Here is a 21,761-nt window from a genome sequence, read left to right as displayed (position 1 = left end):
CAGTCTGAGTGCCAAAGTGTAGGCAATCGACTCTGGCTGGCGTTGGAACGCGACAATCGTTAAAAATTCCGTTCCGCTGCGCTGCGCTTCGCCCGGATCGATGATGAGTCATCGGTCCGGGCGAAGTCCCCCTCAGGCCTAGGCCAAGCAGCGGCTCACGCCCCTGACGATCATCTCCACTTCCCGCCCGTCGATCGTCAGGGGCGGCAGCAGGCGGATGGTCTTGCCCCGGGTGACATTGATCAGCAAGCCGTGGTCCCGGGCGGCACAGAGGGTCAGGTCACGGACCGGTTGCTTGAGTTCTACGCCGATCATCAGCCCTTGGCCACGAATCTCACGCACGTTCGGATTATCCGCCAATTCGGCCCGCAACCGACCGAGCAATTGCTCGCCCTGGCGCCGGGCATTCTCCAGCAGGCCTTGTTCCTCGATGATGTCCAACACCGTGCAACCGACGCGACAGGCCAACGGATTGCCGCCAAACGTGCTGCCATGGCTGCCGGGGGTAAACAGCTCGGCGGCCTTGCCTCGGGCCAGGCAGGCGCCGATAGGCACGCCGTTGCCCAAGCCTTTGGCGAGGGTCATGACGTCCGGCACGATGCCTTCGTGCTGGAAAGCGAACCACTGGCCGGTGCGGCCGATGCCGGTCTGGATCTCGTCAAGCATCAGCAACCAGGCGCGCCGGCTGCACAGGTCCCGTAGCGCTTTCAAATAACCCGGCGGCGCGAGTTGCACGCCACTTTCGCCCTGGATCGGTTCAACCAATATCGCGACGATACGCTCGCCGTGGGCTTGCTGGACCTTTTCCAAGGCAGCGAGATCGCCGAACGGCACCTTGACGTAATCCCCCGGCAAGCGATTGAAGCCCAGCCGCACCGACGGGCCGTCGCTGGCGGACATCGTGCCCAAGGTACGCCCATGAAAGGCGTTGTCCATGACCACGACCAGCGGCTGCTCGACGCCTTTATGCCAGCCGTGCAGGCGTGCCAGTTTCAGTGCGGTTTCATTGGCTTCGGCCCCTGAATTGTTGAAAAACACCCGCTCCATGCCCGAGAGCTGCGTGAGCTTGTGCGCCAGCCGTTGTTGCCAGTCGATGCTGTACAGGTTGGAGGTGTGCAGCAGCAGGCCGGCCTGCTCACTGATGGCCGCCACCAACCTGGGATGGGAATGCCCGACGTTGGTCACCGCCACACCCGCCACCGCGTCCAGATACTCGCGACCGTCCCGGTCCCACAGGCGTGTACCCAGGCCATGGGTGAAGTTCAGCGCCAAGGGTTGGTAAGTGGTCATCAGGCAGGCGGCGGTCATGACATCTGGCTCCATTCGAGTGATTTTTTCCAGTATGGTTAGCCACTCTCGATGGATAAACGCCGTTCTACTTAAATCATTTAAAAGCTGAGCTTGATAATGGATTTGTTCCAGGCAATGACCGTGTACGTAAAAGTGGTGGAAACCGGCAGCCTGACTGCGGCGGCGCAGGCGTGTGAAATGTCGACGACCATGGTGGGCAATCATCTTCGGGCATTGGAGCAACGCCTCGGTGCGCGCCTGATCAACCGGACGACCCGCCGCCAGCGCTTGACCGAAATCGGCTCGGCCTACTATCAGCGTTGCCTGGAAGTGATCGGGCTGGTCGCCGACTCCGAACGCCTGGCCGAGCAGACCCAAGGTGAACCCACCGGCACGTTGCGCATCACCGCGCCGCTGACATTCGGCACGGAGCGCCTGGCACCGGCGTTGGCCGAATTCAGCCAACGCTATCCGCAGGTCAAGCTCGATGTGGTGCTGACCAACCAGCGTCTCGATCTGCTCGACCACGGCTTTGACGTAGCCATTCGCCTGGGCCATCCCGACCCGAAGCTGATCGCCCGCCCCCTGATGGACTACACCCTTACCGTTTGCGCCTCCAAGGCTTACTTGGCCCGGCGCGGCACGCCGCAAAAGCCCGATGACCTGCAACACCATGATTGCCTGTCATTCGCCTATTCGGCCGGCGACGAATGGCGCTTTGCCCAGGAGCATTGGCCGATCAACGGACCGGAGGGCGAAATCAAAGTGCCGGTGACCGGACCGATGCTGATCAACAGCTCTTCCGGCCTGCACCGTGCGGCCCTGGCTGGCATGGGCGTGGTGATGCTGCCCGATGCATTGGTGGAGCAGGACCTGAAGAACGGAGACTTGGTGGCCCTCCTGCAAGGCTATCAATTGCCCCACCGCCCGATGAGCCTGCTCTACGCCCAGGACCGCTACCGTTTGCCGAAATTGCGTAGTTTTGTCGAGTTTGCGTTGCACAAGTGGGGTAAACCCAGTCTGAACAGTGCCCGCTAGTGGCGCTCCGCCCCATCGGCTACTCTTTAGTCCTGGAGAGCATTTTGATATCAGGGCTGATTGAGGGAACGATGATGGACGACGCCTCGAAAATCGAATTGCTGCGGCTCGATTTATCCGATCTGGACGAAAGCGTGCTGCACACCATCATGGAGCTGGTCAGCGACGGCATCTGGGACTGGAACGCCAACACCGGGTTCGTCTACCGCAACCCCGGTTGGTACACGATGCTCGGCTACACGCCCCACTCGCTGAGCAACACCGTGCTGACGTGGGAGAACGTCATCCATCCCGATGATTACCCCCAGGTCATGGCGCTGTTCGATGACTATCTGGAACACCGATCCCCCACGTATCACGCCGAATATCGCTGCCGCACGCAGGACGGTTCCCATATCTGGATCGAAGACCGCGGCTATGTCATCGCCCGCAACCCCGACGGCAGCGTGGCCCGGATGATCGGCGCCCATCGCAGCATCGACGACAAGAAGCGCCTGTTCGAGCAACTGGAACGGCGCAACAAGTCCCTGGAAGCGGTCATAGAGGAACGCACCCGCGAACTGTCCCGGGTCAACCATCAATTGCAAATCCAACTCGACGAAAATCGCAGGCTCGCCGAAACCGATGCCTTGACCCTTGTCGCCAACCGTTATCGCCTGGAGCAGGCGCTGCCGCTGGCCTGTGAACGCGCCCAGCGCTTTCGCGAACCGCTGTCGCTGATCGCGATGGACATCGACGACTTCAAGGACATCAATGACCGTTACGGTCATGCTTTCGGCGACGCAGCGCTGGTGCAAGTGGTGCAGGCCGTCAAACGCTGCGAGCGCGACGGCGACCTGCTGGTGCGCTGGGGCGGTGACGAATTCATCATGATTTTGCCAAACACATCACTGGCCGATGCCGTGCTGATGGCCGAAAGCATCCGCCGAGGCCTTTCCGACCTGTTGCCGGTGGGCGACTTCCACATCACGATGAGCTTTGGCGTGGTGCAACGGGTCGAGGACGAGCCGCAGGCAGCGCTGCTGGACCGGGCGGACCAGGCGCTGTATCGCTCCAAGGTGGGCGGCAAGAATGTGATTTGTGTCTGACTCGAATTGAACCCTTGAGGCGCTTGCAGCGGTCATAGACTGTAACTCTTTCGATCAGGTTCCTGCCGTTGACGACACGACTCCCCTTCTCTTCACGCCTTTTCCTGGGTTGTGCCGGCTGGTCGTTGCCCAGGGAGCATTGGCCGTCGTTTCCTGTCGAGGGTACTCATCTGCAGCGCTATGGCGCACGCTTTCCGGCCGTGGAGATCAACAGTTCGTTCTACCGCCCGCACCGCCCCGCGACGTACGCGAAGTGGGCAGACAGCGTGGCCCCGGACTTCCGCTTCTCGGTCAAGGTGCCGAAGCAAATCACCCACGAGCGGCGCTTGCACGATTGCAACGGGCTTGTGGATGAATTCCTGGGGCAGTGCTCGCAACTGGGCGAGAAACTGGGTTGCCTGTTGATTCAATTGCCGCCGTCGCTGGCCTTTGACAGTGTGCCAGCCGGGCGTTTCTTTGCGGCGTTGCGAGACCGCTATCAGGGCCACGCGGTACTTGAACCTCGACACCCGAGCTGGCTCGCACCGCAGGTCACGGCGATGCTGCTGGACGAACGCATCGGTCGGGTCGCCGCGGATCCTTCGCCTCTGCCAGGCGGCGATGAACCGGCGGGCTGGCCGGGCGTGCGTTACTACCGGCTGCACGGCTCGCCCAGAATTTACTACTCGGCGTACGAACACGCCTGGCTGGAGCAGCTCGCGCGAAAATTGAAGGCCGCACCGGACACACCGACCTGGTGCATCTTCGACAACACCGCCAGCGGCGCCGCGACATTGGATGCGCTGCGATTGATGGACCTGATGCTGGGGTAAAATATTCACCGGTGGCCGGTCCGACCGTGACAACACCGCCCGCGTCCAATAGATTAGGCGACCGGAAAAAAGCTCAATGCCTTTCTCGCCTTATCCAGCTAACAGAAGTAGTGAAATTTCAATGTCCGATTCCAATACCGCTGAATCTGTAGTCACCCTGTCGTCCAAAGCGGAATACGAAAACTCCATCAATCTTTCACAGCATCTGCCCCAGGCCAAAAGCATCAGCGAAATGGTCCTCGATGCCTTCCAGTCGAACCGCGAAAGCGACCAGATCCGCGAGCTGCGCAACGCCATTCGCCAGGCGCACGATGCGTTCGATGACGACAAGGCCTACGAACTGATGGGCCAGCTCAAGCAGCTCAAGGACGCCGAAGCCGCCGATTTCGCAGCCTTGGAAGACCTCAGCAGCCGCTTCCCGATCAGCCGCATTCTCTCCAGCTACAAGGATGATCCGGATTTCCAGGAACTGGTCTACGGCTTGGCCCTGAAAGTGCTGAACCAGACCCACCAGGCCATCAGCAACCCCAGCGGCAGCAAGGGCAAGACCTCGCGCGCCAAGAAAGAAGCCGAGGTGTTTGTCATCAGCAAGGACGGCATCAGCGTGACCCTGCCGCTGCGCACACCGCGCTCCAAGCCGAACGTCGATCGCGAGGCCTTCGAGTTCCTGGGCTTCAACTTCGTTGGTGAAGGCGACGAAGCCGAGCTGGAAAGCGAAACCTTCCTGGACAATGACGGCACCGAACAACCAGTCACCCGCAAGAACATTGTCACCGCGCTGCAGCAGCAGAAAGCATTCGACGGCTACAGCATCGCTCAGCAATAAGGCCCGGTTGATTTCCCCCGTGGCCGCGGCGCTCTGAAACAGCGCCCATGAAAAAGCCCCGCGCTTCTCTCGAAGGCGGGGCTTTTTCATGACTATCAGCTTTTCAAACAGCGCCGAGACGCTCGACCATATCTGGAAACTTTTCGACCAGTTTGATCAGCAAAGCCGCTTGGGCATTAGGCTTGGATTTTTCCTGCTCCCAGTTCCGAAGAGTGCCTGGACTGGTCCGGATGCTCTTGGCAAAAACGGCTTGAGACATATGAAGCCGGTCACGCAAAGCCACGATTTCCTGGGCCGATACCTCGGGAACCGGTTTGTCCTCGATCGATATCTGGCGAAGGGTAATCTTGCCCTCGCGGTGAGCGGCCATCTCTTCGACGCCTTGCATCATCTCGGCAAACAGATCGCGCTTTTTCATAAGGTACCTCGTACTTTCAACTCAGCTTCTATGGCGCGCTTGAGCGTCTTCTCTTGCTCGGAGGTCAGGTTTTTCAACTCATCCTTGTCATAAATCGCAAACATCCAGAACTGACGATCATTCATGAGCCAATAGTAAATAACTCGCAACCCACCTCGTTTCCCTTTGCCACGACGTTCATCGAACCAGCGCAGCTTACGAAAGCCTCCGGTACGTGGCATGACATCACCGACCTCTGGATGCCCCAGCATATAGGACTGGAGGAGGCGATATTCATCGTCAGCCAGGTATTGACCAACTGTGGCGGTGAACGACGTTGTTTCGAAAAATAGGGTTCGCATGGCCAAAACTATAGGCAAATTGCGCATAGTTCAACAAGCCACAACCTGTTGCGACGAATGACACCCCGCTTCCCGCGGCTGATCGCAAGAAAAAGCCCCGCGCTTCTCTCGAAGGCGGGGCTTTTTATGCAGCGTCTGAAACTTAAGGTGCGTAGGTCAGCAGCAGCTCACTCGGCACTTTGAAGTCCAGGGACATCATGACGCTCAGGGCGGTGATGGTGAAGATCGAGAACACGAACAGCTTGCGTGCCCAGACCGTGTCATCCACTGCCTTGTAGCCGGTCCAGGCCATGTACAGCCAGTACATGCCCATGGCGGCGGCGACGGCGAGGTAGCTCATGCCGGCGTAGCCGCTGAAGGTCAACATCAAGGTCGCCACGAGGAAGGCCAGGATGTAGAGCAGGATGTGCTTCTTGGCGACCTGAATGCCACGCTTGACCGGCAGCACCGGAATCGAGGCCGCCAGGTAGTCGTTGAAGCGGAAGATTGCGATGGCGTAGGAATGCGGCATCTGCCACAGGCTGAACATGACCAGTAGCGTCAGCGCGGCCATGTCGAAGCTGTTGCTGACCGCGACATAACCGATCACCGGCGGCATCGCCCCCGACAGGCTGCCCACCAGCGTGCCGTGGACCGACTTGCGCTTGAGGTACAGGCTGTAGAGGCCGACGTAGATGACAAAACCGATCACCGCGAACAACGCCGCCAACGGGTTGGCGACCCAATAAAGCAGCGCCACGCCGGCCACGCCCAGCACCGTGGCGAATGCCAGGGCCAGTTGCACCGGAATCAGGCCTTGGACCAGCGCCCGATTCTTGGTGCGTTCCATCTTGATGTCGATGTCGCGGTCGATGCAGTTGTTGAACACGCAACCGGACGCCACCACCAGGGAGGTGCCGATCATCGCCGCCAGAAAGATGGCCAGATCGACATGCCCTTTCGAGGCCAGGAAAAACCCGCCCGCCACAGAAAGCACGTTACCGAAAATGATCCCCGGCTTGGTGATTTGGATAAAGTGCTTCAGTGACATCCGGAGTTTCCTCAGTGCGCCATCATGTTGGTGTGGATGCTGAACATGATCCACAACGACAGGCCGACCAACAGTACGATCACCAACGCGGCGAAGACGAACGCAATCACGTTGTTACGCTGGGCGGCCGAACGGTCCAGGTGCAGGAAGTACACCAGGTGGACCAATACTTGGACCACGGCGAAGATCAGGATGATCCAAAGCGTCAGGCTCTTGGGCAGCGATGGGTACATCACCAGGCCGAACGGAATGACAGTCAGGATCACCGACAGGATGAAGCCGATGGCGTAGGACTTGACGCTGCCGTGGCCGGCGTCGTGGCCATCATGGGAATGAGCGTTAGCCATTTACAGGGTCCCCATCAGATAAACAACGGTGAATACGCAGATCCACACCACGTCCAGGAAGTGCCAGAACAGGCTCAGGCAGCTCAGGCGCGTCTTGTTGGTGGCGGTCAGGCCGTTTTTCTGGACCTGATACATCATGATCGCCATCCAGATCAGACCGCTGGTCACGTGCAGGCCGTGGGTCCCGACCAGGGTGAAGAACCCGGACAGGAAGCCGCTGCGGCTAGGGCCGTAGCCTTCGGCGATCAAGATATGAAACTCGTTGATCTCCATGGCGATAAAGCCGGCGCCCAGCAGGAAGGTCATCGCCAACCAGCCCAGGACCTGGGTTTTCTTGCCCTTGAACAACGCCAGCATGGCGAAGCCGTAGGTGATCGAGCTGAACAGCAGCAGCGCGGTTTCGCCCAGTACGTACGGCAGTTCGAAGATGTCGGCGCCCGAAGGGCCACCGGCGACGTTGTTTACCAGCACCGCGTACACCGCGAAGATCGACGCAAACAGAATGCAGTCGGTCATCAGGTAGAGCCAGAAACCGAATACGGTCATCTCGCCCGAGTCGTGGTGATGGTCATCGTGCCCATGGTCATGACCATGGGCGTGTCCAACAGTGGTCACTAAGTTCGACATGGTTTAAGCCTGTTCCAACGAGGTTTCAACACGGGTGGCGGAGGCTGGGACTTTCCCGGCCGCGACCAGACGCTTGTGCTGCTCGGCTTCGATGCGCTCGATGACATCCACCGGCACCATGTAGCCCTGATCATCACGGGCGGCATGGATGGTGAAATACACCACGGTGCCGACCAGGCTGGCGATGGCCAGCCACCAGATGTGCCAGATCATCGCGAAACCGAACACGGTCAACAGCGCGCCCATGACCACACCGGTAGCGGTGTTGTTGGGCATGTGGATCGGCGCGTACTTGGCCGGAGCCTGGTATGCGGTACCGTCCTCCTTGGCTTCGGTGAACGGATCGATGACGTCCGCTTTTGGCAGCACGGCAAAGTTGTAGAACGGTGGTGGCGAAGAAGTCGACCATTCCAGGGTATGGGCATTCCACGGGTCACCGTGTTCGCACATGTTTTCCGGCTTCTTGCGGTCACGCACACTGACGTACAACTGGATCAGCTGGCAGGCGATGCCGACCGCGATCATCACCGCACCGAACATGGCGACGTACAGGTACGGCACCCATTCAGGGTTGGTGGTGGCGTTCAGGCGACGGGTCATGCCCATGAAACCCAGTGCATAGAGCGGCATGAATGCGACGAAGAAGCCCGAGATCCAGAACCAGAACGCTGCCTTGCCCCAACCTTCGTGCAGCTTGAAGCCGAACGCTTTCGGGAAGTAGAACGCAAAACCCGCGATGTAGCCGAACACGGCGCCGCCGATGATCACGTTATGGAAGTGCGCGATCACGAACAGGCTGTTGTGCAGCACGAAGTCCGCACCCGGAATGGCCAGCAGTACGCCGGTCATGCCGCCGATGGCGAAGGTCACCATGAAGCCCAGGGTCCACAGCACGTGACTGGTGAAACGCAGGCGGCCCTGATAGATGGTGAACAGCCAGTTGAACAGCTTCACACCCGTTGGGATGGAAATCAGCATCGTCGCCAAACCGAAGAAGGCGTTGACGCTGGCCCCGGAACCCATGGTGAAGAAGTGGTGCAGCCAGACCATGAAGCCCAGTACCGAGATCGCGCCGGAAGCGTAGATCATCGAGTGGTGGCCGAACAGTTTCTTGCCGGAGAAGGTCGAGATGACTTCGGAGAAAATACCGAACGCCGGCAGGATCAGGATGTACACCTCAGGGTGACCCCAGGCCCAGAACAGGTTGACGTACATCATCGGATTTCCACCCAGTTCATTGGTGAAAATGTGGAAATCCATGTAGCGGTCAAGCGTCAGCAGAGCCAGGGTAGCGGTGAGGATCGGGAACGAAGCGACGATCAGTACGTTGGCCCAGGTGCAGGTCCAGGTGAAGATCGGCATGTCCATCAGCTTCATGCCCGGGGTACGCATCTTCAGCACGGTGGCCAGGAAGTTGACCCCCGTCAGCGTCGTACCCAACCCGGATAGCTGTAGCGCCCAGATGTAGTAATCCATCCCCACGCCCGGACTGTATTGCAGGCCCGACAGCGGCGGATAGGCAACCCAACCGGTCTTGGCGAATTCGCCGACGCCCAGGGACAGGTTGATCAGCACCACGCCGGACACCAGCAGCCAGAAACTCAAGGAGTTCAGGAACGGATAGGCCACGTCACGCGCGCCGATCTGCAGCGGCACTGCGAGGTTCATCAGGCCGGTGAAGAATGGCATCGCCATGAAGATGATCATGATCACACCGTGGGCGGTGAAGATCTGGTCGTAGTGTTCAGGCGGCAGGTAGCCGGGCGAACCCTCGGTGGCCATGGCCAGCTGGGTACGCATCATGATCGCGTCGGCAAAGCCGCGCAGCAACATGACCATGGCGACGATGATGTACATCACGCCGATCTTCTTGTGGTCTACCGAAGTCAACCACTCGGTCCACAGGTAGCTCCACTTCTTGAAATAAGTGATACCTGCGAACAACGCCAGACCACCGAGCGCGATGATGGCGAGGGTCACCATGACAATCGGCTCGTGGAACGGGATCGCTTCCCAACTTAATTTACCAAACATCGTTTACTCCTCTGCCCCGGCAGCTGAATGCGAGCTCATGTCCATCCCTTCCATGTTGTGGGCCACTTCCTTGTCTTTCTTCTCGTGATGCATCGGCTTGCCCGGATTCATCCCTTCATACTTATCGATGATGGTCTGGAACAGGTTCGGCGTGACCGACGAGTAGAGTTCGACTGGGTTGTTCTGGCTCGGCTTGGAAAGGGCTTCGTATTCAGCTTTTTCAAGCTGTTTAGGTGCCTTCTTCACATCGTTGACCCAGGCGTCGAAGTCTTCCTGGGTCGTGGCGATTGCTTTGAACTTCATGCCGGTAAAGCCCGCGCCGCTGTAGTTGGCGGAGATACCGTCGAGTTCGGCGTTCTGGTTGGCGATCAGGTGCAGCTTGGTCTGCATGCCGGCCATCGCATAGATCTGGCCGCCCAGGCCCGGGATGAAGAACGAGTTCATCACGGTGTCGGAGGTGACCTTGAAGTTGATCGGCGTATGGGCCGGGAACACGATCTTGTTGACCGTGGCGATGCCTTGTTCCGGATAGATGAACAGCCACTTCCAGTCCATCGAGACCACTTCGATGGTGATCGGCTTGACGTCGGAATCCAGCGGACGATAAGGGTCCAGGGCGTGGGTCGATTTGTAGGTGATGTAACCCAGGGCAATGATGATCAGTACCGGAATGGTCCACACCGCGATTTCGATTTTGGTCGAGTGGGACCATTTCGGCGTGTACGTGGCACTGGTGTTGGACGCGCGGTATTTCCAGGCGAACAGGAACGTCATGACGATAACCGGCACGACGACCAGCAACATCAGCAGCGTGGCGGTGATGATCAGGTTTCGTTCATCCAGGCCGACCTGGCCCTTGGGATCGAGCAAGGTCATGTTGCAGCCTCCCAGCAGCAACGTGCCGAGCAACGGCAACAAGCCTAGTAATCGGGGGTACCTGTTTTTACTCATCTCACGACCTCTAAAGCAGCTTGCGCAATGCAGTTGGGTTTTGATCGCCAACACTTCACCCTGCCAAGGGTTGGCATTTTCTTGGATTGAATAAGGGCGGCCCGTCGAACGTCAGACGCTGTTCGACACATCCTGGGCCAGCAGTGAGTTCTTATTCGTTGGTCAAAGGCCTAGTTCAAGCCCAATTCCATTTGGTGCGGGTAGTTGGAGGCACCGACACCTGGGGTCGCATGGGGCGCTGGCGCCCTTCGACCACTCTCGTGCTCAAGCTTGAGCCGGGTCGGAAAATCGGTGCGGGCGATTGTAGTGAGCTGGAGCCTTGGAGACCATGTCTTAACCCGAAATAATTTTTATCCGATCCGGCAACAATCTATCGCCGCTATTGCAACGGGCCAGCATGTTATCGAAATTAATTCTCAACAAGAACCCCAAAAATCGTAGGGCTACTACGCCCGATTTAGACAGCTCCAGGGAATTCCATCGGACCTGAACGCCCTTTATGCGCCCATTTTTCGGGGGCTGTGCGGCAAGACGCTTCGCTGTTAAAAATGCCTGCTTCGGCAGAGAACTGGCGAGCGAACCGGGGCCAATCCGGCTGTTTTTTTGTTGCAGGATGGTACGACAATTCACGTCATGAAAGGTCGCCAGGGGCAAGATATGTGACAACGTGTCGCACGTTGTCACAGGGCATTCTTGTTCCGGATCAAGGCTGTCTTCCACCGGGACTGAAATGCAAAGCGCCCCGGCTCCTGAAAGAGGAAACCGGGGCGTCTCAAGCGTGGCTTCAGCGAAGCGGCTTGCGATTACGCGACACCAACAAAGGCACCAGCACGACGGTCAACACGAACGCCACCAGCGCCCACTGCGCCAGCGACAGACCCAGGATCGGTGGATACGGGGTGGAGCAGAAACCATCGACCTGGAAGCCCAGCGGGAAAATCTTCGCCAGCGGCAGGTCGTCCACAATGGGTTGCAGGACGTCGACGCCACAACTGACCGCGGGGAAAAACTGGGTGTACACGTGATGGCCCGCCACGCCTGCCCCGGCCAGGGCACACAGCACCACGAGACTTTCGAAAATCGTCAGGCTGCGGCGCGTGCGCATGGCGGCACCGATGAAGGCGAAGATGGCGATCAGCAACAACGCATAGCGCTGCAGGATGCACAGTGGGCATGGCGCCTCGCCGAGTACCACCTGCATGTACAGCGCACCGCCGATCAGCCCCAGGCAGATCAGCCCCAGCAGCACGAGGTAGCGCCGCTCTCGGCCTAACCGCATCATTTCCTCACTCATTGCGTTTCCCTTTATAGACATGGATCGACGCGCGACCTGGCGGCACCCGGCGCGCTATCGGATGGCCGAAGTCTACACGCAGATCATGGCCGTGAACGAGCCGCTGTCGGCAACATCAAGGGAATAGACAGGAAGAGAGTTAACTGTGGATTAATTCTGGCTGGGGAAGGCTCTTTGGAAAGGGGCGGACAGCGCCGCCCCCATTGCGAGCAGGCTCGATGCTGTCTTATTCCAGCGCTGCCGCCGGACCAAAGAACTCGTAGCGGCTCTGTTCCGCCGGCACGCCCAAGGCCTTGAGGTGACGCTTGACGGCCGCCATGAAACCCTTCGGTCCAAGGAAGTAGGCATCGACGTCCCGCTGCTCCGGCAGCCATTGCGCCAACTGTTGCTCGCCCAACAAACCGACCTTGTCAGCCACGCGACCCGAACCGTCGTCTTCGTCGTAGCAATAGAAGCGCTTGAGCTGCGGGTGACGTGTGGCCAGGTCGTCGATCCAGTCACGGAAAGCGTGGACGCCGCCGTTGCGCGCGCAGTGGATGAAATGCACCGGCCGCTCGGTTTGCAGCGCCGCCTGCAACATCGCCAGGGTCGGGGTGATACCGACGCCGCCGCTGATCAGCACCAGTGGCTTGTCGCTGGCCGTGAGGTAAAAGTCCCCGGACGGCGGGAACAGGGGGATGCGGCTGCCAACCTGGAAATCGTCGTGCAAGTAATTGGACACGCGACCGCCCGCCTCGCGCTTGACGCTGATGCGGTATTGACCGTTGTCCGCCAGGGCCGACAGCGAATAATTGCGCCGCACTTCTTCGCCATCCAGGACCAGCTTCAGGCCAATGTATTGGCCTGGTTCGGCTTGAAGGATCGGCCCTTTGTCCGCCGGCTCGAAGTAGAACGAGGTGATCTCCGAGCTTTCCGACACCTTGGCCGCCAGGATGAACTCGCGCTCGCCGCGCCAGCCGCCTGGTGCCGCGGCCTTCTGGTCATACAGCCCGGCTTCGGCGCCGATGAGAATATCGGCCAACTGGTTGTAGGCGGCGCCCCACGCCGAAATCACTTCAGGCGTAGCGATTTCCTCGCCCAGCACCTCGGCGATCGCCCGCAGGAGGCAGGAACCCACAATCGGGTAGTGCTCTGGTTGAATCTGCAAGGCAACGTGCTTGTTGACGATTTTCGCCACCAGGTCGCCCAATTGATCGAGCTGATCGATGTGCCGCGCATACATGAGCACACCGTTGGCCAAGGCACGCGGCTGATCGCCACTGGCCTGGTGGGCCTGGTTGAACAGCGGTCGCACTTCTGGATACTCGGACAGCATCATGCGATAGAAGTGAGTAATCAGCGCTTCACCACCGCTCTCAAGCAAGGGGACGGTGGAACGGATGATGGCGCGTTGCTCTCGACTCAGCATAGGTGACTCCTCACATGGAACAGATAACAGATACCTAGGCTTATCAGTTTCCATGCCAAGAATTTATTCGTTGAATTTCAACAGGTTGAAAACAACCTAGTCATAAAGACACGATGCCGTTTATAGTCGTTATGACCAGATGGAGTCATTATGACCGCAACCTCCTTGCTCACCTCGCTGCTGCCCCTGGTGGCGGACCTGTCCCGCGAACTGCCAGAGGGCGAGCGCTACCGCCGCCTCCTTGGCGCCTTGCGCGCCCTGCTGCCATGCGACGCCGCCGCGCTGTTGCGCCTGGACGGCGACTGCCTGGTGCCACTGGCGGTGGATGGCTTGAGCACCGACACGCTGGGTCGACGATTCCGCATCAGCGAGCACCCGCGCTTCGAGGCGTTGTTGGCCAGTTCGCAGCCAACGCGCTTCGCCACCGACAGCGACCTGCCCGATCCATACGATGGGCTGGTCGAGGGGCTGGACGAGCATCTCGAAGTCCACGATTGCATGGGGTGCCCGCTATTCGTCGATGAACGGCCCTGGGGGTTGCTGACCCTCGACTCCCTGGACCCGGAACGTTTCGAGCCCATCGACCTGAGCGCCTTGCAAGCCTTCGCGAGCCTCGCCGCCGCAACGGTCAGCGCCGCCCAGCGTATCGAGCACCTGGCCTTGAGGGCCGAAGACGAACACCACCGTGCCGAGGTTTATCGCCAGGCCAGCGGCCAGCAGCACCGCGACATGGTCGGCCAGAGCAAGGCCCATAAACGCTTGGTGGAAGAAATCAATCTGGTGGGTGGCAGCGACCTGACTGTGCTGATAACCGGCGAAACCGGTGTCGGCAAAGAGTTGGTGGCCCAGGCGATTCACGCCGCCTCCCCGCGCGCCGACCAGCCGCTGATCAGCCTCAACTGCGCGGCCCTGCCGGACACTCTGGTGGAAAGCGAGCTGTTCGGCCACGTACGCGGCGCCTTCACCGGGGCCACCAACGACCGACGCGGAAAGTTCGAACTGGCCGATGGCGGCACGTTGTTTCTCGATGAAGTCGGTGAACTGTCCCTGACCGTCCAGGCCAAGCTGTTGCGTGTGCTGCAGAGCGGGCAGTTGCAGCGGCTCGGCTCGGACAAGGAACACCGCGTCGATGTGCGCCTGATCGCGGCGACCAATCGCGACCTCGCCGAGGAGGTGCGCAATGGCCGTTATCGGGCCGATTTCTACCATCGGCTGAGCGTGTACCCGTTGCAGGTGCCACCGCTGCGTGAGCGCGGACGCGATGTGCTGTTACTCGCCGGGTTCTTCCTCGAACAGAATCGTTCGCGCATGGGCCTGGGCAGCCTTCGCCTGACCAGCGATGCCCAGGCCGCATTGCTGGCCTACGATTGGCCGGGCAACGTGCGTGAGCTGGAACACCTGATCGGTCGCAGCGCCTTGAAAGCACTGGGTAATTGCAAGGTACGACCGAAGATTCTCAGCTTGAGCGCCGGGGATCTCGACTTGCCCCATGCAGCGGCGGAAAAGCTCCCAACGATCAGCCTTGCGCCGGAGTCCATGGTGACGGTGTCCGGTGACTTGCGCCAGGCCACGGAAAATTATCAGCGACAAATGATCGGCGCCTGCTTGGAACGCCACCAGCACAACTGGGCCAGTGCCGCCCGGGAGCTGGGCCTGGACCGGGCGAACCTGGGGCGGATGGCGAAGCGGTTGGGCCTCAAGTAGTGGCCGAGGGCACCACCTTTCACCAGTGCCCGTTATAGCGGTCCTCGTTATTGACGGGTTTTCGTCCTAAAGCCTGCCCCCGACAAGTCGATAACCCATTATCAAAGCTGTCTTGGCGATGTTCACGCTCGCCTTACCTTTTTCCACAGAAGGTTTTTATGTCTTCAAACAAAGCCCGCGCAGATTCACTTTCGCTTCTGCTGTTTACCTTGCGCAGCGGCAAGCTGATGGCGATCAACCTGCTCAAGGTCAGTGAGATCATCCCCTGCCCGCCGCTGACCAAGCTGCCGGAGTCGCATCCGCACGTCAAAGGCATCGCCACGCTGCGCGGGGCATCGCTGTCGGTGATCGACCTGAGCCGCGCCATCGGCGAGCGGCCGCTGGAAGATCCGGACGGCGGCTGCCTGATCGTCACCGATGTCAGTCGCTCCAAGCAGGGCCTGCACGTACAGGCCGTGAGCAAGATTGTCCATTGCCTGACCACTGACATCAAACCGCCGCCCTACGGCTCCGGCGGTGTACGCGCGTTCATTACCGGCGTGACCTCGGTGGACGGTACGCTGGTGCAAGTGCTGGACATCGAGAAAGTGATCCACGGCATCGCCCCGGCGCAGATCGAGACAGCGCCGACCGAACTGAGCATGGAAGACGCCGAAGTGCTGGGCAACGCACGCATCCTCGTGGTCGATGACAGCCAGGTGGCGCTGCAACAATCGGTGCATACCCTGCGTAACCTCGGCCTGCAATGCCACACCGCCCGCAGCGCCAAGGAAGCCATCGACTGCCTGTTAGAGCTGCAGGGCACTGCACAAGAGATCAACCTGATCGTCTCCGATATCGAGATGTCGGAGATGGACGGCTACGCCCTCACCCGCACGCTGCGCGAGACGCCGGACTTCGCTCACCTCTACGTGCTGCTGCATACCTCGCTCGACAGCGCCATGAACAGCGAAAAGGCCAGGCTGGCCGGCGCCAACGGGGTACTCACCAAGTTCTCTTCCCCGGAATTGACCAAGTGCCTGATCACGGCGGCCAAGGCGGTTGCCGAACAGGGCCGCTGACCGCTGCCCGCCTCGAGGCTGCGGTGTTTGCAGCCTTCGAGCCGGGCCATCCTCAGGCATACTCCAGTCCTTGCCTTCGCGAACAAGGACTTCACTGATGAAAACCCCGGCCCTGATGCTCTTCGGCCTGACCGCCGCCCTGACTCTCCAGGCTCACGCTTCCAGCCCCGACGCCTGGGCTGCCTACGACAAAAAAGTGCTCGCCAGTTGCCTCAAGGCCAGCGGCCTGAAAAAACCCGAACCGATTGGCACCGCCGCGCAATTCGACGACCGGGTGGGCTACACCGCGCTGTTGCTGCAAGGCCAATACCCGCAGGCCCACATGAAAGGCGCGAGCGGCACAGAGCTGTGCCTCTACCGCAAGAAAACCAAGACCGCGTTCGTGACCGAATGGGACTCGATCCGCCCGGCTGGCAATCCATGACGACTGGCGCATAACTTGCTTCGCACGGCTCATCGCGGCGCTTTTCTGTCGCCGCTTTCAGCCTATTGCTTTCGGTCGATCAATGAACACAACGTTTTCCTGTGTAGGGTGCGGTAAATGCTGTACCGGCCATCACGTCCCCCTGACCCTCGACGAAGCCAGGATGTGGGCCAATGATGGCGGGCAGGTGATCGTCCTGGTCGAGGCCTTCCTGCCCAATGGCCTCGGCCTCCCAGTGGCGCAACGCGAGCACGCCGAACGGCGTTCGGCGGTGGTGCGCAGCGGCACGAGCGAAGCGCTCGTGGCGATCACGTTTGCCGCCTACAACACCGGCCGTTGCCATAATCTGGACGCCGACAACCTGTGCCGCATCTATGAGCGCCGCCCCTTGGTGTGCCGCATCTACCCGATGGAAATCAACCCGCACATCCCGCTCAACACCGCCACCAAGGATTGCCCGCCGGAGTCGTGGGAAACGGGGCCGCAATTGATTGTCGGCGGTGAATTGGTCGACCAGGAGCTCGCTCGGCTGATTGAGCGCTCACGCCAGGCCGATCGTCAGGAGATCGGCATGAAGGAACGCATTTGCGTGGCCCTGGGCATCCACACCACTGCGCTGAAAGGTGATGGGTTCACCGCGTACCTGCCGGACATGAGCGCGTTTGCCGCTGCCATCGATCAGGCCCGCTCGCAGCCGCTTGAGCAAGCGGCAGGAGAATGGCGGTTCCATCTGTCCGGCGATGACATCGCCAGCCAGGTCACTGCCGCCGGCGCATGCGTCGTCACTGAAGCGCCGGTGAACTACGCCTTTATTTCGCTGCGGGCGGCATAGCTTCCATAGGGACTTGCGGTGCACCAAAACACCGCCCCCTCTCGCCTAACCCGCGCCAGGAATGTTAGCGTGCTTGGTATTCCCTGCAGAGAGCCTTGCACGATGAAAAAAACCGTACTTGCCTTCAGCCGTATCACGCCGCCTATGATCGAGCGCCTGCGACAGGACTTCGACGTGATTGTGCCCAACCCATCGAACGGCGACATCAACGCGCAGTTCAATGAAGCCTTGCCCCACGTCCACGGGCTGATCGGTGTCGGCCGCAAGCTCGGCCGCGAGCAGCTGCAAAACGCCGCGAAGCTGCAAGTGGTGTCCAGCGTGTCGGTGGGCTACGACAACTATGACCTGGCGTACTTCAATGAACGCGGGATCATGCTCACCAACACCCCCGACGTGCTCACCGAAAGCACCGCCGACCTGGCATTCGCGCTGCTGATGAGCAGTGCCCGTCGCGTCGCTGAACTGGACGCCTGGACCAAGGCCGGACAGTGGCAAGCGACGGTCGGGCCACAGCTGTTCGGCAGCGATGTGCATGGCAAGACCCTGGGTATCGTCGGCATGGGTAATATCGGCGCAGCGATTGCCCGACGCGGCCGGCTGGGGTTCAACATGCCGATCCTGTACAGCGGCAACAGCCGCAAGACCGAACTGGAAACCCAGCTGGGTGCGCAATTTCGCGAACTGGACCAGTTGCTGGCCGAAGCCGACTTCGTCTGCCTCGTGGTGCCGTTGAGCGAGAAGACCCGTCATCTGATCGGCCAACGCGAGCTGGGCCTGATGAAACCCAGCGCCATCCTGGTCAACATCTCCCGTGGCCCGGTGGTGGACGAGCCGGCGCTGATCGAAGCACTACAAAACAACCGCATCCGCGGCGCCGGGCTGGATGTCTATGAGAAAGAGCCGCTGGCCGAGTCACCGCTGTTCCAGCTGAAAAACGCCGTGACCTTGCCGCACATCGGTTCCGCCACCCATGAGACTCGGGAAGCAATGGCCAACCTTGCCGTGGAGAATTTGCGAAGCGCCTTGGTGGGCGAACGACCGAAGAACCTGGTCAACCCGCAAGTATTCCCCGCCAAGTAAAAGCGTTGGCAGGGACATAACTTGATAATCAGTTTCCCTGCCAACTTAACCGGCAAACTATAACCTCCAGTGCAACTGTACTAAACCTACATCACTGGAGTTTTATATATGCACAGCCTCACCACAGCCCAACTTATTCGCAAGAGCAAGGCAATCCTCGTTTTAATAGCCGGCCTGTTTGGCGTTCTGGTCATGATCAGCAACCTGACCGATTACGCTAATAACTATGAGTATGTTGGCCACATCCTGAGCATGGATACGACCGTTGGAAATGAACGACTTATGTATCGTGCGGTGACGTCGCCAATTGCCCACCACCGGATTTATTGGATGATCATCACATTGGAGTCCATCTTTACAACCTGCTGCCTGTTGGGCGCCTATCAGATGTTGAGAAACTTGCATGCGCCACACAACGCCTTTCATGAAGCCAAAAAGTACGCGATTATTGGCTTAACCACAGCGTTGTTCGTTTATTACTTTTGTCTTCAAGTCATTGCCAACGAATGGTTTGAGATGGACACTTCCGAACAATGGAACATGATTCCGTGGACGAAAGTTGCTACCGATTTTCTCTTGCCGGCACTGATCTTCGTCAGCATCAAGAATGACCACTAACGGACTGTATCGATCATCGGTGCCAATACAACCGGCTTCGGCTTGCGGAACACCAGCACGTTGCCCAGCATCACCAGCACCAGCCCGACCAACGCTGGCGCGGTCCATTGATAACCCTCGGCAAACGCCGAGACGTTCAATGCCACCACCGGGAACAGGACCGTGCAATACGCTGCCCGCTCCGGGCCCATGCGTCCGACGAGCGTCAGGTAGGCGGTAAAGCCGATGACCGAACCCGGAATGACCAAGTACAACAGCGAGCCGACGTAACGCGTGTTCCATTCCATGTCGAACGGGATGCCCTGCAACAGACACCACACGGACAGCATCGCGGCCCCGTAGGCCATGCCCCAAGCGTTGGTCGTCAGCGGCTTGAGGCCGGCTTTCTGTTGCAGGCTCGACAACATATTGCCTGCCGAGAAACACAACGTTCCCAAGAGCGCCAATGCCAATCCGAGCAACGTTTGCGGGCTTGCGCTGTGACCGGCCAGCTCCGGCCAGAACAACAGCGCCAGCCCGAACAGCCCCAGCGCACCGCCCAGCAACACGTTACGGGCAATTCGCTGACCGAAGAAAACCCGCGCATTCAGGGCGTTCCAGAGGGTAGCCGTGGAGAACACCACGGCAATCAGGCCGCTGGGAATCCACTGACTGGCGGTCAGGAAACACATGAAGTTGATGCAGAACAGGCACAAGCCCTGGGCGACGCAAATCAGATGGCCGCGCCGATTCATCACCTGCAAGCGCCGGCTGAGCAAAAGCATCACGAACAGAATCAGCGCCGCGAGGCCAAAGCGATAAACGATCGACACCGGGATGGCGACCACGCCCAATTGCAGTTTCAGCGCAATCCACGTGGTGCCCCAGATGATCACGGTAAGCAGGTACAGCGAGAGGTTCATGACGGCGACTCCTGATAATGGTCCCAGTGTCACGCCGCCATTGACCTGGCGCTTGCGTAAACTTGCGGTTTTGTCGGCTGGCAGGCTGGCGCGGATAGGCCGAGGGAGTAGGATGCAAGGCGTTGGAGAGAGCCGATCATGTCCACACTGCAAACCTTGCAAGTCTTTCAAGCCCTCAACAGCTCGCCCAACGCTCGCCTTGAGCACAGCGCCGAGCTCGGGGACGGCTTGGCGGCCGCTTTGTGGAGCAATCACCACGACGCCCGTGACTACGAGGCGCCGACTCACCATACGCTGTCGTGCTACATCGCTGGCGGCACCGGCACGTTTCGCCGCGAACGACCCGACGCCACCGGGGCACCAGACAAACTCTGCGTGCTGCCGGCCGAGCATGAGTCGGCCTGGGTCATCAATGGTGATATTCGCCTCGCCCACCTGTATTTCAGCCCCGAACAGTTCGCTCTCGGTTGCGTCACGTTGCTGGATCGTGAACCCCGGCAAGTCCAATTGCACGAGGCAACGTTCCTTGACGACCCGCAACAGGCCCAGCGCTTTCGCCAGTTGATCGCGCTGAACTGGAACGAACCCGCCGAACGCCTGCTCTGCACCAGCCTGGCCCATGACCTGCTCAGTCATTTGCTGCTGAGTCAGGTCGGCCTGCGCCAGGGGCTTCGCCTCAAGGGCGGCCTGGCTGCCCATCAACGGCGGATGCTGGTGGACTACATCGACAGTCACCTGGCCGAGGCCATCAGCCTTGGGCAACTGGCGGCGCTTTGCGCCTTGTCCGAATACCACTTCGCCCGAATGTTCCGCGAGAGCTTCGGGCTGCCTCCCCACCAGTATGTGCTGGCACGACGCTTGTCACAGGCGCGACACTTGCTGCGCAGCACTTCGCAAGCGCTGGGCGATGTTGCGTTGGCCTGCGGGTTCGCCAGCGCCAGTCATTTCGCCAACCGTTTTCGCCAAATCGTGGGCGCCACGCCCGGGGAATATCGACAGGCGTTTCTGTGCTAGACGCCGTCGCGCTCCGACCCGACAAAGAAGCGGACACTCATCCCGATTGCCGTAGCCCCGGCCGCACCTCTACAATGCGAACAATTCTTGTTCTCTAGCGCAGCCGATCGCTGTCGGAGTGTTCCTGTTGCCGTCCGCCCCTACCGTCGAAGTGCTTTATATCGCCCATCACAACTGGCTCAACGGCTGGTTGCGACGCCGGCTCGGTTGCCCCGAAAGCGCCGCAGACCTGGCGCAAGACACGTTCATACGAGTAATGGCGGCACGCGATCCCCAGCCGATTCTCGAACCGCGGGCGTTCCTCACCACCATCGCCAAGCGTGTGTTGTTCAACCATTACCGCCGTCAGGACCTGGAGCGCGCCTACCTTGACGCGCTGGCCCAACTGCCCGGGCAGGTGGCGCCTTCGGAAGAGGAACGCGCGATCATCCTGCAAACGCTGCTGGAGCTCGATCAACTGCTCGATGGTCTGCCGCATGCGGTCAAGCGGGCATTTTTACTGGCCCAGGTCGACGGTTTGACCTACAACGAAATCGCTCGCGAATTGGGTATCTCGCTGGCAACGGTCAAGCGCCATTTGAACAAAGCGGCGATGCGCTGCTATTTCGCGCTGTAACCTGCC

The 21,761-nt window shown here is 59.9% G+C and carries 23 protein-coding genes; 12 read left to right on the top strand and 11 right to left on the bottom strand.

Annotated features, from left to right (window positions below):
* Positions 1-138: 138 nt before the first annotated feature.
* Positions 139-1,308, bottom strand: coding sequence for an aspartate aminotransferase family protein (locus HU762_RS14900; RefSeq protein ID WP_186638223.1), 1,170 nt, complete (start codon positions 1,306-1,308; stop codon positions 139-141).
* Positions 1,309-1,407: 99 nt separating this feature from the next.
* Between HU762_RS14900 and HU762_RS14895 the strand changes: the two genes are divergently transcribed.
* From HU762_RS14895 to HU762_RS14880, 4 genes are all read left to right on the top strand, one after another.
* Positions 1,408-2,328: a LysR family transcriptional regulator gene (locus HU762_RS14895; RefSeq protein ID WP_186638222.1), complete on the top strand. Its 921-nt coding sequence runs from the start codon at positions 1,408-1,410 to the stop codon at positions 2,326-2,328.
* Between the two features lie 74 nt (positions 2,329-2,402).
* Entirely contained in the window at positions 2,403-3,416 is a 1,014-nt protein-coding gene (locus HU762_RS14890) for a diguanylate cyclase (protein WP_186638418.1), read from the top strand.
* A gap of 68 nt (positions 3,417-3,484) precedes the next feature.
* Entirely contained in the window at positions 3,485-4,228 is a 744-nt protein-coding gene (locus HU762_RS14885; RefSeq protein WP_186638220.1) for a DUF72 domain-containing protein, read from the top strand.
* 121 nt (positions 4,229-4,349) lie between these two features.
* Complete coding sequence (locus HU762_RS14880) at positions 4,350-5,054, top strand: hypothetical protein (RefSeq protein WP_186638218.1); 705 nt, start codon at positions 4,350-4,352, stop codon at positions 5,052-5,054.
* A 103-nt stretch (positions 5,055-5,157) separates the two neighbouring features.
* On the opposite strand, the gene HU762_RS14875 is transcribed toward HU762_RS14880, so the two are convergent.
* The 9 genes from HU762_RS14875 to hmpA form a co-directional block, all read right to left on the bottom strand.
* Positions 5,158-5,472, bottom strand: coding sequence for a helix-turn-helix domain-containing protein (locus HU762_RS14875; RefSeq protein WP_030139928.1), 315 nt, complete (start codon positions 5,470-5,472; stop codon positions 5,158-5,160).
* Positions 5,469-5,813: a toxin gene (locus HU762_RS14870; RefSeq protein WP_186638216.1), complete on the bottom strand. Its 345-nt coding sequence runs from the start codon at positions 5,811-5,813 to the stop codon at positions 5,469-5,471. The genes HU762_RS14875 and HU762_RS14870 overlap by 4 nt, the downstream gene beginning before the upstream one ends.
* A gap of 142 nt (positions 5,814-5,955) precedes the next feature.
* Positions 5,956-6,843 (bottom strand): heme o synthase, encoded by an 888-nt coding sequence (cyoE, locus tag HU762_RS14865; RefSeq protein WP_039591595.1) that lies wholly within the window; start codon positions 6,841-6,843, stop codon positions 5,956-5,958.
* A gap of 11 nt (positions 6,844-6,854) precedes the next feature.
* Complete coding sequence (cyoD, locus tag HU762_RS14860) at positions 6,855-7,190, bottom strand: cytochrome o ubiquinol oxidase subunit IV (RefSeq protein ID WP_039591596.1); 336 nt, start codon at positions 7,188-7,190, stop codon at positions 6,855-6,857.
* Positions 7,191-7,817, bottom strand: a complete 627-nt coding sequence (locus HU762_RS14855) for a cytochrome o ubiquinol oxidase subunit III (RefSeq protein ID WP_186638212.1) — start codon at positions 7,815-7,817, stop codon at positions 7,191-7,193.
* A 3-nt stretch (positions 7,818-7,820) separates the two neighbouring features.
* Positions 7,821-9,851 carry a cytochrome o ubiquinol oxidase subunit I gene (gene cyoB, locus HU762_RS14850; protein WP_186638210.1) on the bottom strand — a complete coding sequence of 677 codons (2,031 nt, stop codon included), beginning with the start codon at positions 9,849-9,851 and terminating at the stop codon, positions 7,821-7,823.
* A gap of 3 nt (positions 9,852-9,854) precedes the next feature.
* The gene (cyoA, locus tag HU762_RS14845) at positions 9,855-10,802 is read right to left on the bottom strand and encodes a ubiquinol oxidase subunit II (protein WP_186611020.1); all 948 of its coding nucleotides are present in this window, start codon (positions 10,800-10,802) and stop codon (positions 9,855-9,857) included.
* 784 nt (positions 10,803-11,586) lie between these two features.
* The gene (locus HU762_RS14840; protein ID WP_186638208.1) at positions 11,587-12,096 is read right to left on the bottom strand and encodes a disulfide bond formation protein B; all 510 of its coding nucleotides are present in this window, start codon (positions 12,094-12,096) and stop codon (positions 11,587-11,589) included.
* A 226-nt stretch (positions 12,097-12,322) separates the two neighbouring features.
* Positions 12,323-13,504, bottom strand: coding sequence for an NO-inducible flavohemoprotein (gene hmpA / locus HU762_RS14835; RefSeq protein ID WP_186638205.1), 1,182 nt, complete (start codon positions 13,502-13,504; stop codon positions 12,323-12,325).
* 150 nt (positions 13,505-13,654) lie between these two features.
* Here hmpA and norR point away from each other — a divergent pair, with 150 nt between their 5' ends.
* The 6 genes from norR (at position 13,655) to HU762_RS14805 (ending at position 19,223) form a co-directional block, all read left to right on the top strand.
* A complete protein-coding gene (norR, locus tag HU762_RS14830) occupies positions 13,655-15,208 on the top strand; it encodes a nitric oxide reductase transcriptional regulator NorR (protein WP_186638203.1) in 1,554 nt (517 codons plus the stop codon).
* 158 nt (positions 15,209-15,366) lie between these two features.
* Complete coding sequence (locus HU762_RS14825) at positions 15,367-16,269, top strand: chemotaxis protein (RefSeq protein WP_039591605.1); 903 nt, start codon at positions 15,367-15,369, stop codon at positions 16,267-16,269.
* Between the two features lie 97 nt (positions 16,270-16,366).
* Positions 16,367-16,693, top strand: a complete 327-nt coding sequence (locus HU762_RS14820; RefSeq protein ID WP_186638202.1) for a hypothetical protein — start codon at positions 16,367-16,369, stop codon at positions 16,691-16,693.
* 82 nt (positions 16,694-16,775) lie between these two features.
* Entirely contained in the window at positions 16,776-17,525 is a 750-nt protein-coding gene (locus HU762_RS14815) for a YkgJ family cysteine cluster protein (protein WP_186638200.1), read from the top strand.
* Positions 17,526-17,627: 102 nt separating this feature from the next.
* Positions 17,628-18,605, top strand: coding sequence for a D-glycerate dehydrogenase (locus tag HU762_RS14810; RefSeq protein WP_186638197.1), 978 nt, complete (start codon positions 17,628-17,630; stop codon positions 18,603-18,605).
* A gap of 108 nt (positions 18,606-18,713) precedes the next feature.
* Entirely contained in the window at positions 18,714-19,223 is a 510-nt protein-coding gene (locus HU762_RS14805; RefSeq protein ID WP_186638195.1) for a DUF2165 domain-containing protein, read from the top strand.
* Here HU762_RS14805 and HU762_RS14800 read toward each other — a convergent pair.
* Entirely contained in the window at positions 19,220-20,125 is a 906-nt protein-coding gene (locus HU762_RS14800; RefSeq protein ID WP_186638193.1) for a DMT family transporter, read from the bottom strand. The two genes, HU762_RS14805 and HU762_RS14800, sit on opposite strands and share 4 nt — an antisense overlap.
* 138 nt (positions 20,126-20,263) lie before the next feature.
* Between HU762_RS14800 and HU762_RS14795 the strand changes: the two genes are divergently transcribed.
* Both HU762_RS14795 and HU762_RS14790 read left to right on the top strand, forming a co-directional pair.
* Complete coding sequence (locus HU762_RS14795; protein WP_186638190.1) at positions 20,264-21,139, top strand: AraC family transcriptional regulator; 876 nt, start codon at positions 20,264-20,266, stop codon at positions 21,137-21,139.
* Between the two features lie 127 nt (positions 21,140-21,266).
* Positions 21,267-21,755: a sigma-70 family RNA polymerase sigma factor gene (locus HU762_RS14790; protein WP_186638187.1), complete on the top strand. Its 489-nt coding sequence runs from the start codon at positions 21,267-21,269 to the stop codon at positions 21,753-21,755.
* Positions 21,756-21,761 lie beyond the last annotated feature (6 nt).

Source organism: Pseudomonas sp. SWRI92 (assembly GCF_014268685.1).
Classification (GTDB): domain Bacteria; phylum Pseudomonadota; class Gammaproteobacteria; order Pseudomonadales; family Pseudomonadaceae; genus Aquipseudomonas; species Aquipseudomonas marvdashtae.
The sequence above is the reverse complement of the archived record's forward strand: the minus strand, read 5'-3'. Positions and strand labels throughout refer to the sequence as shown.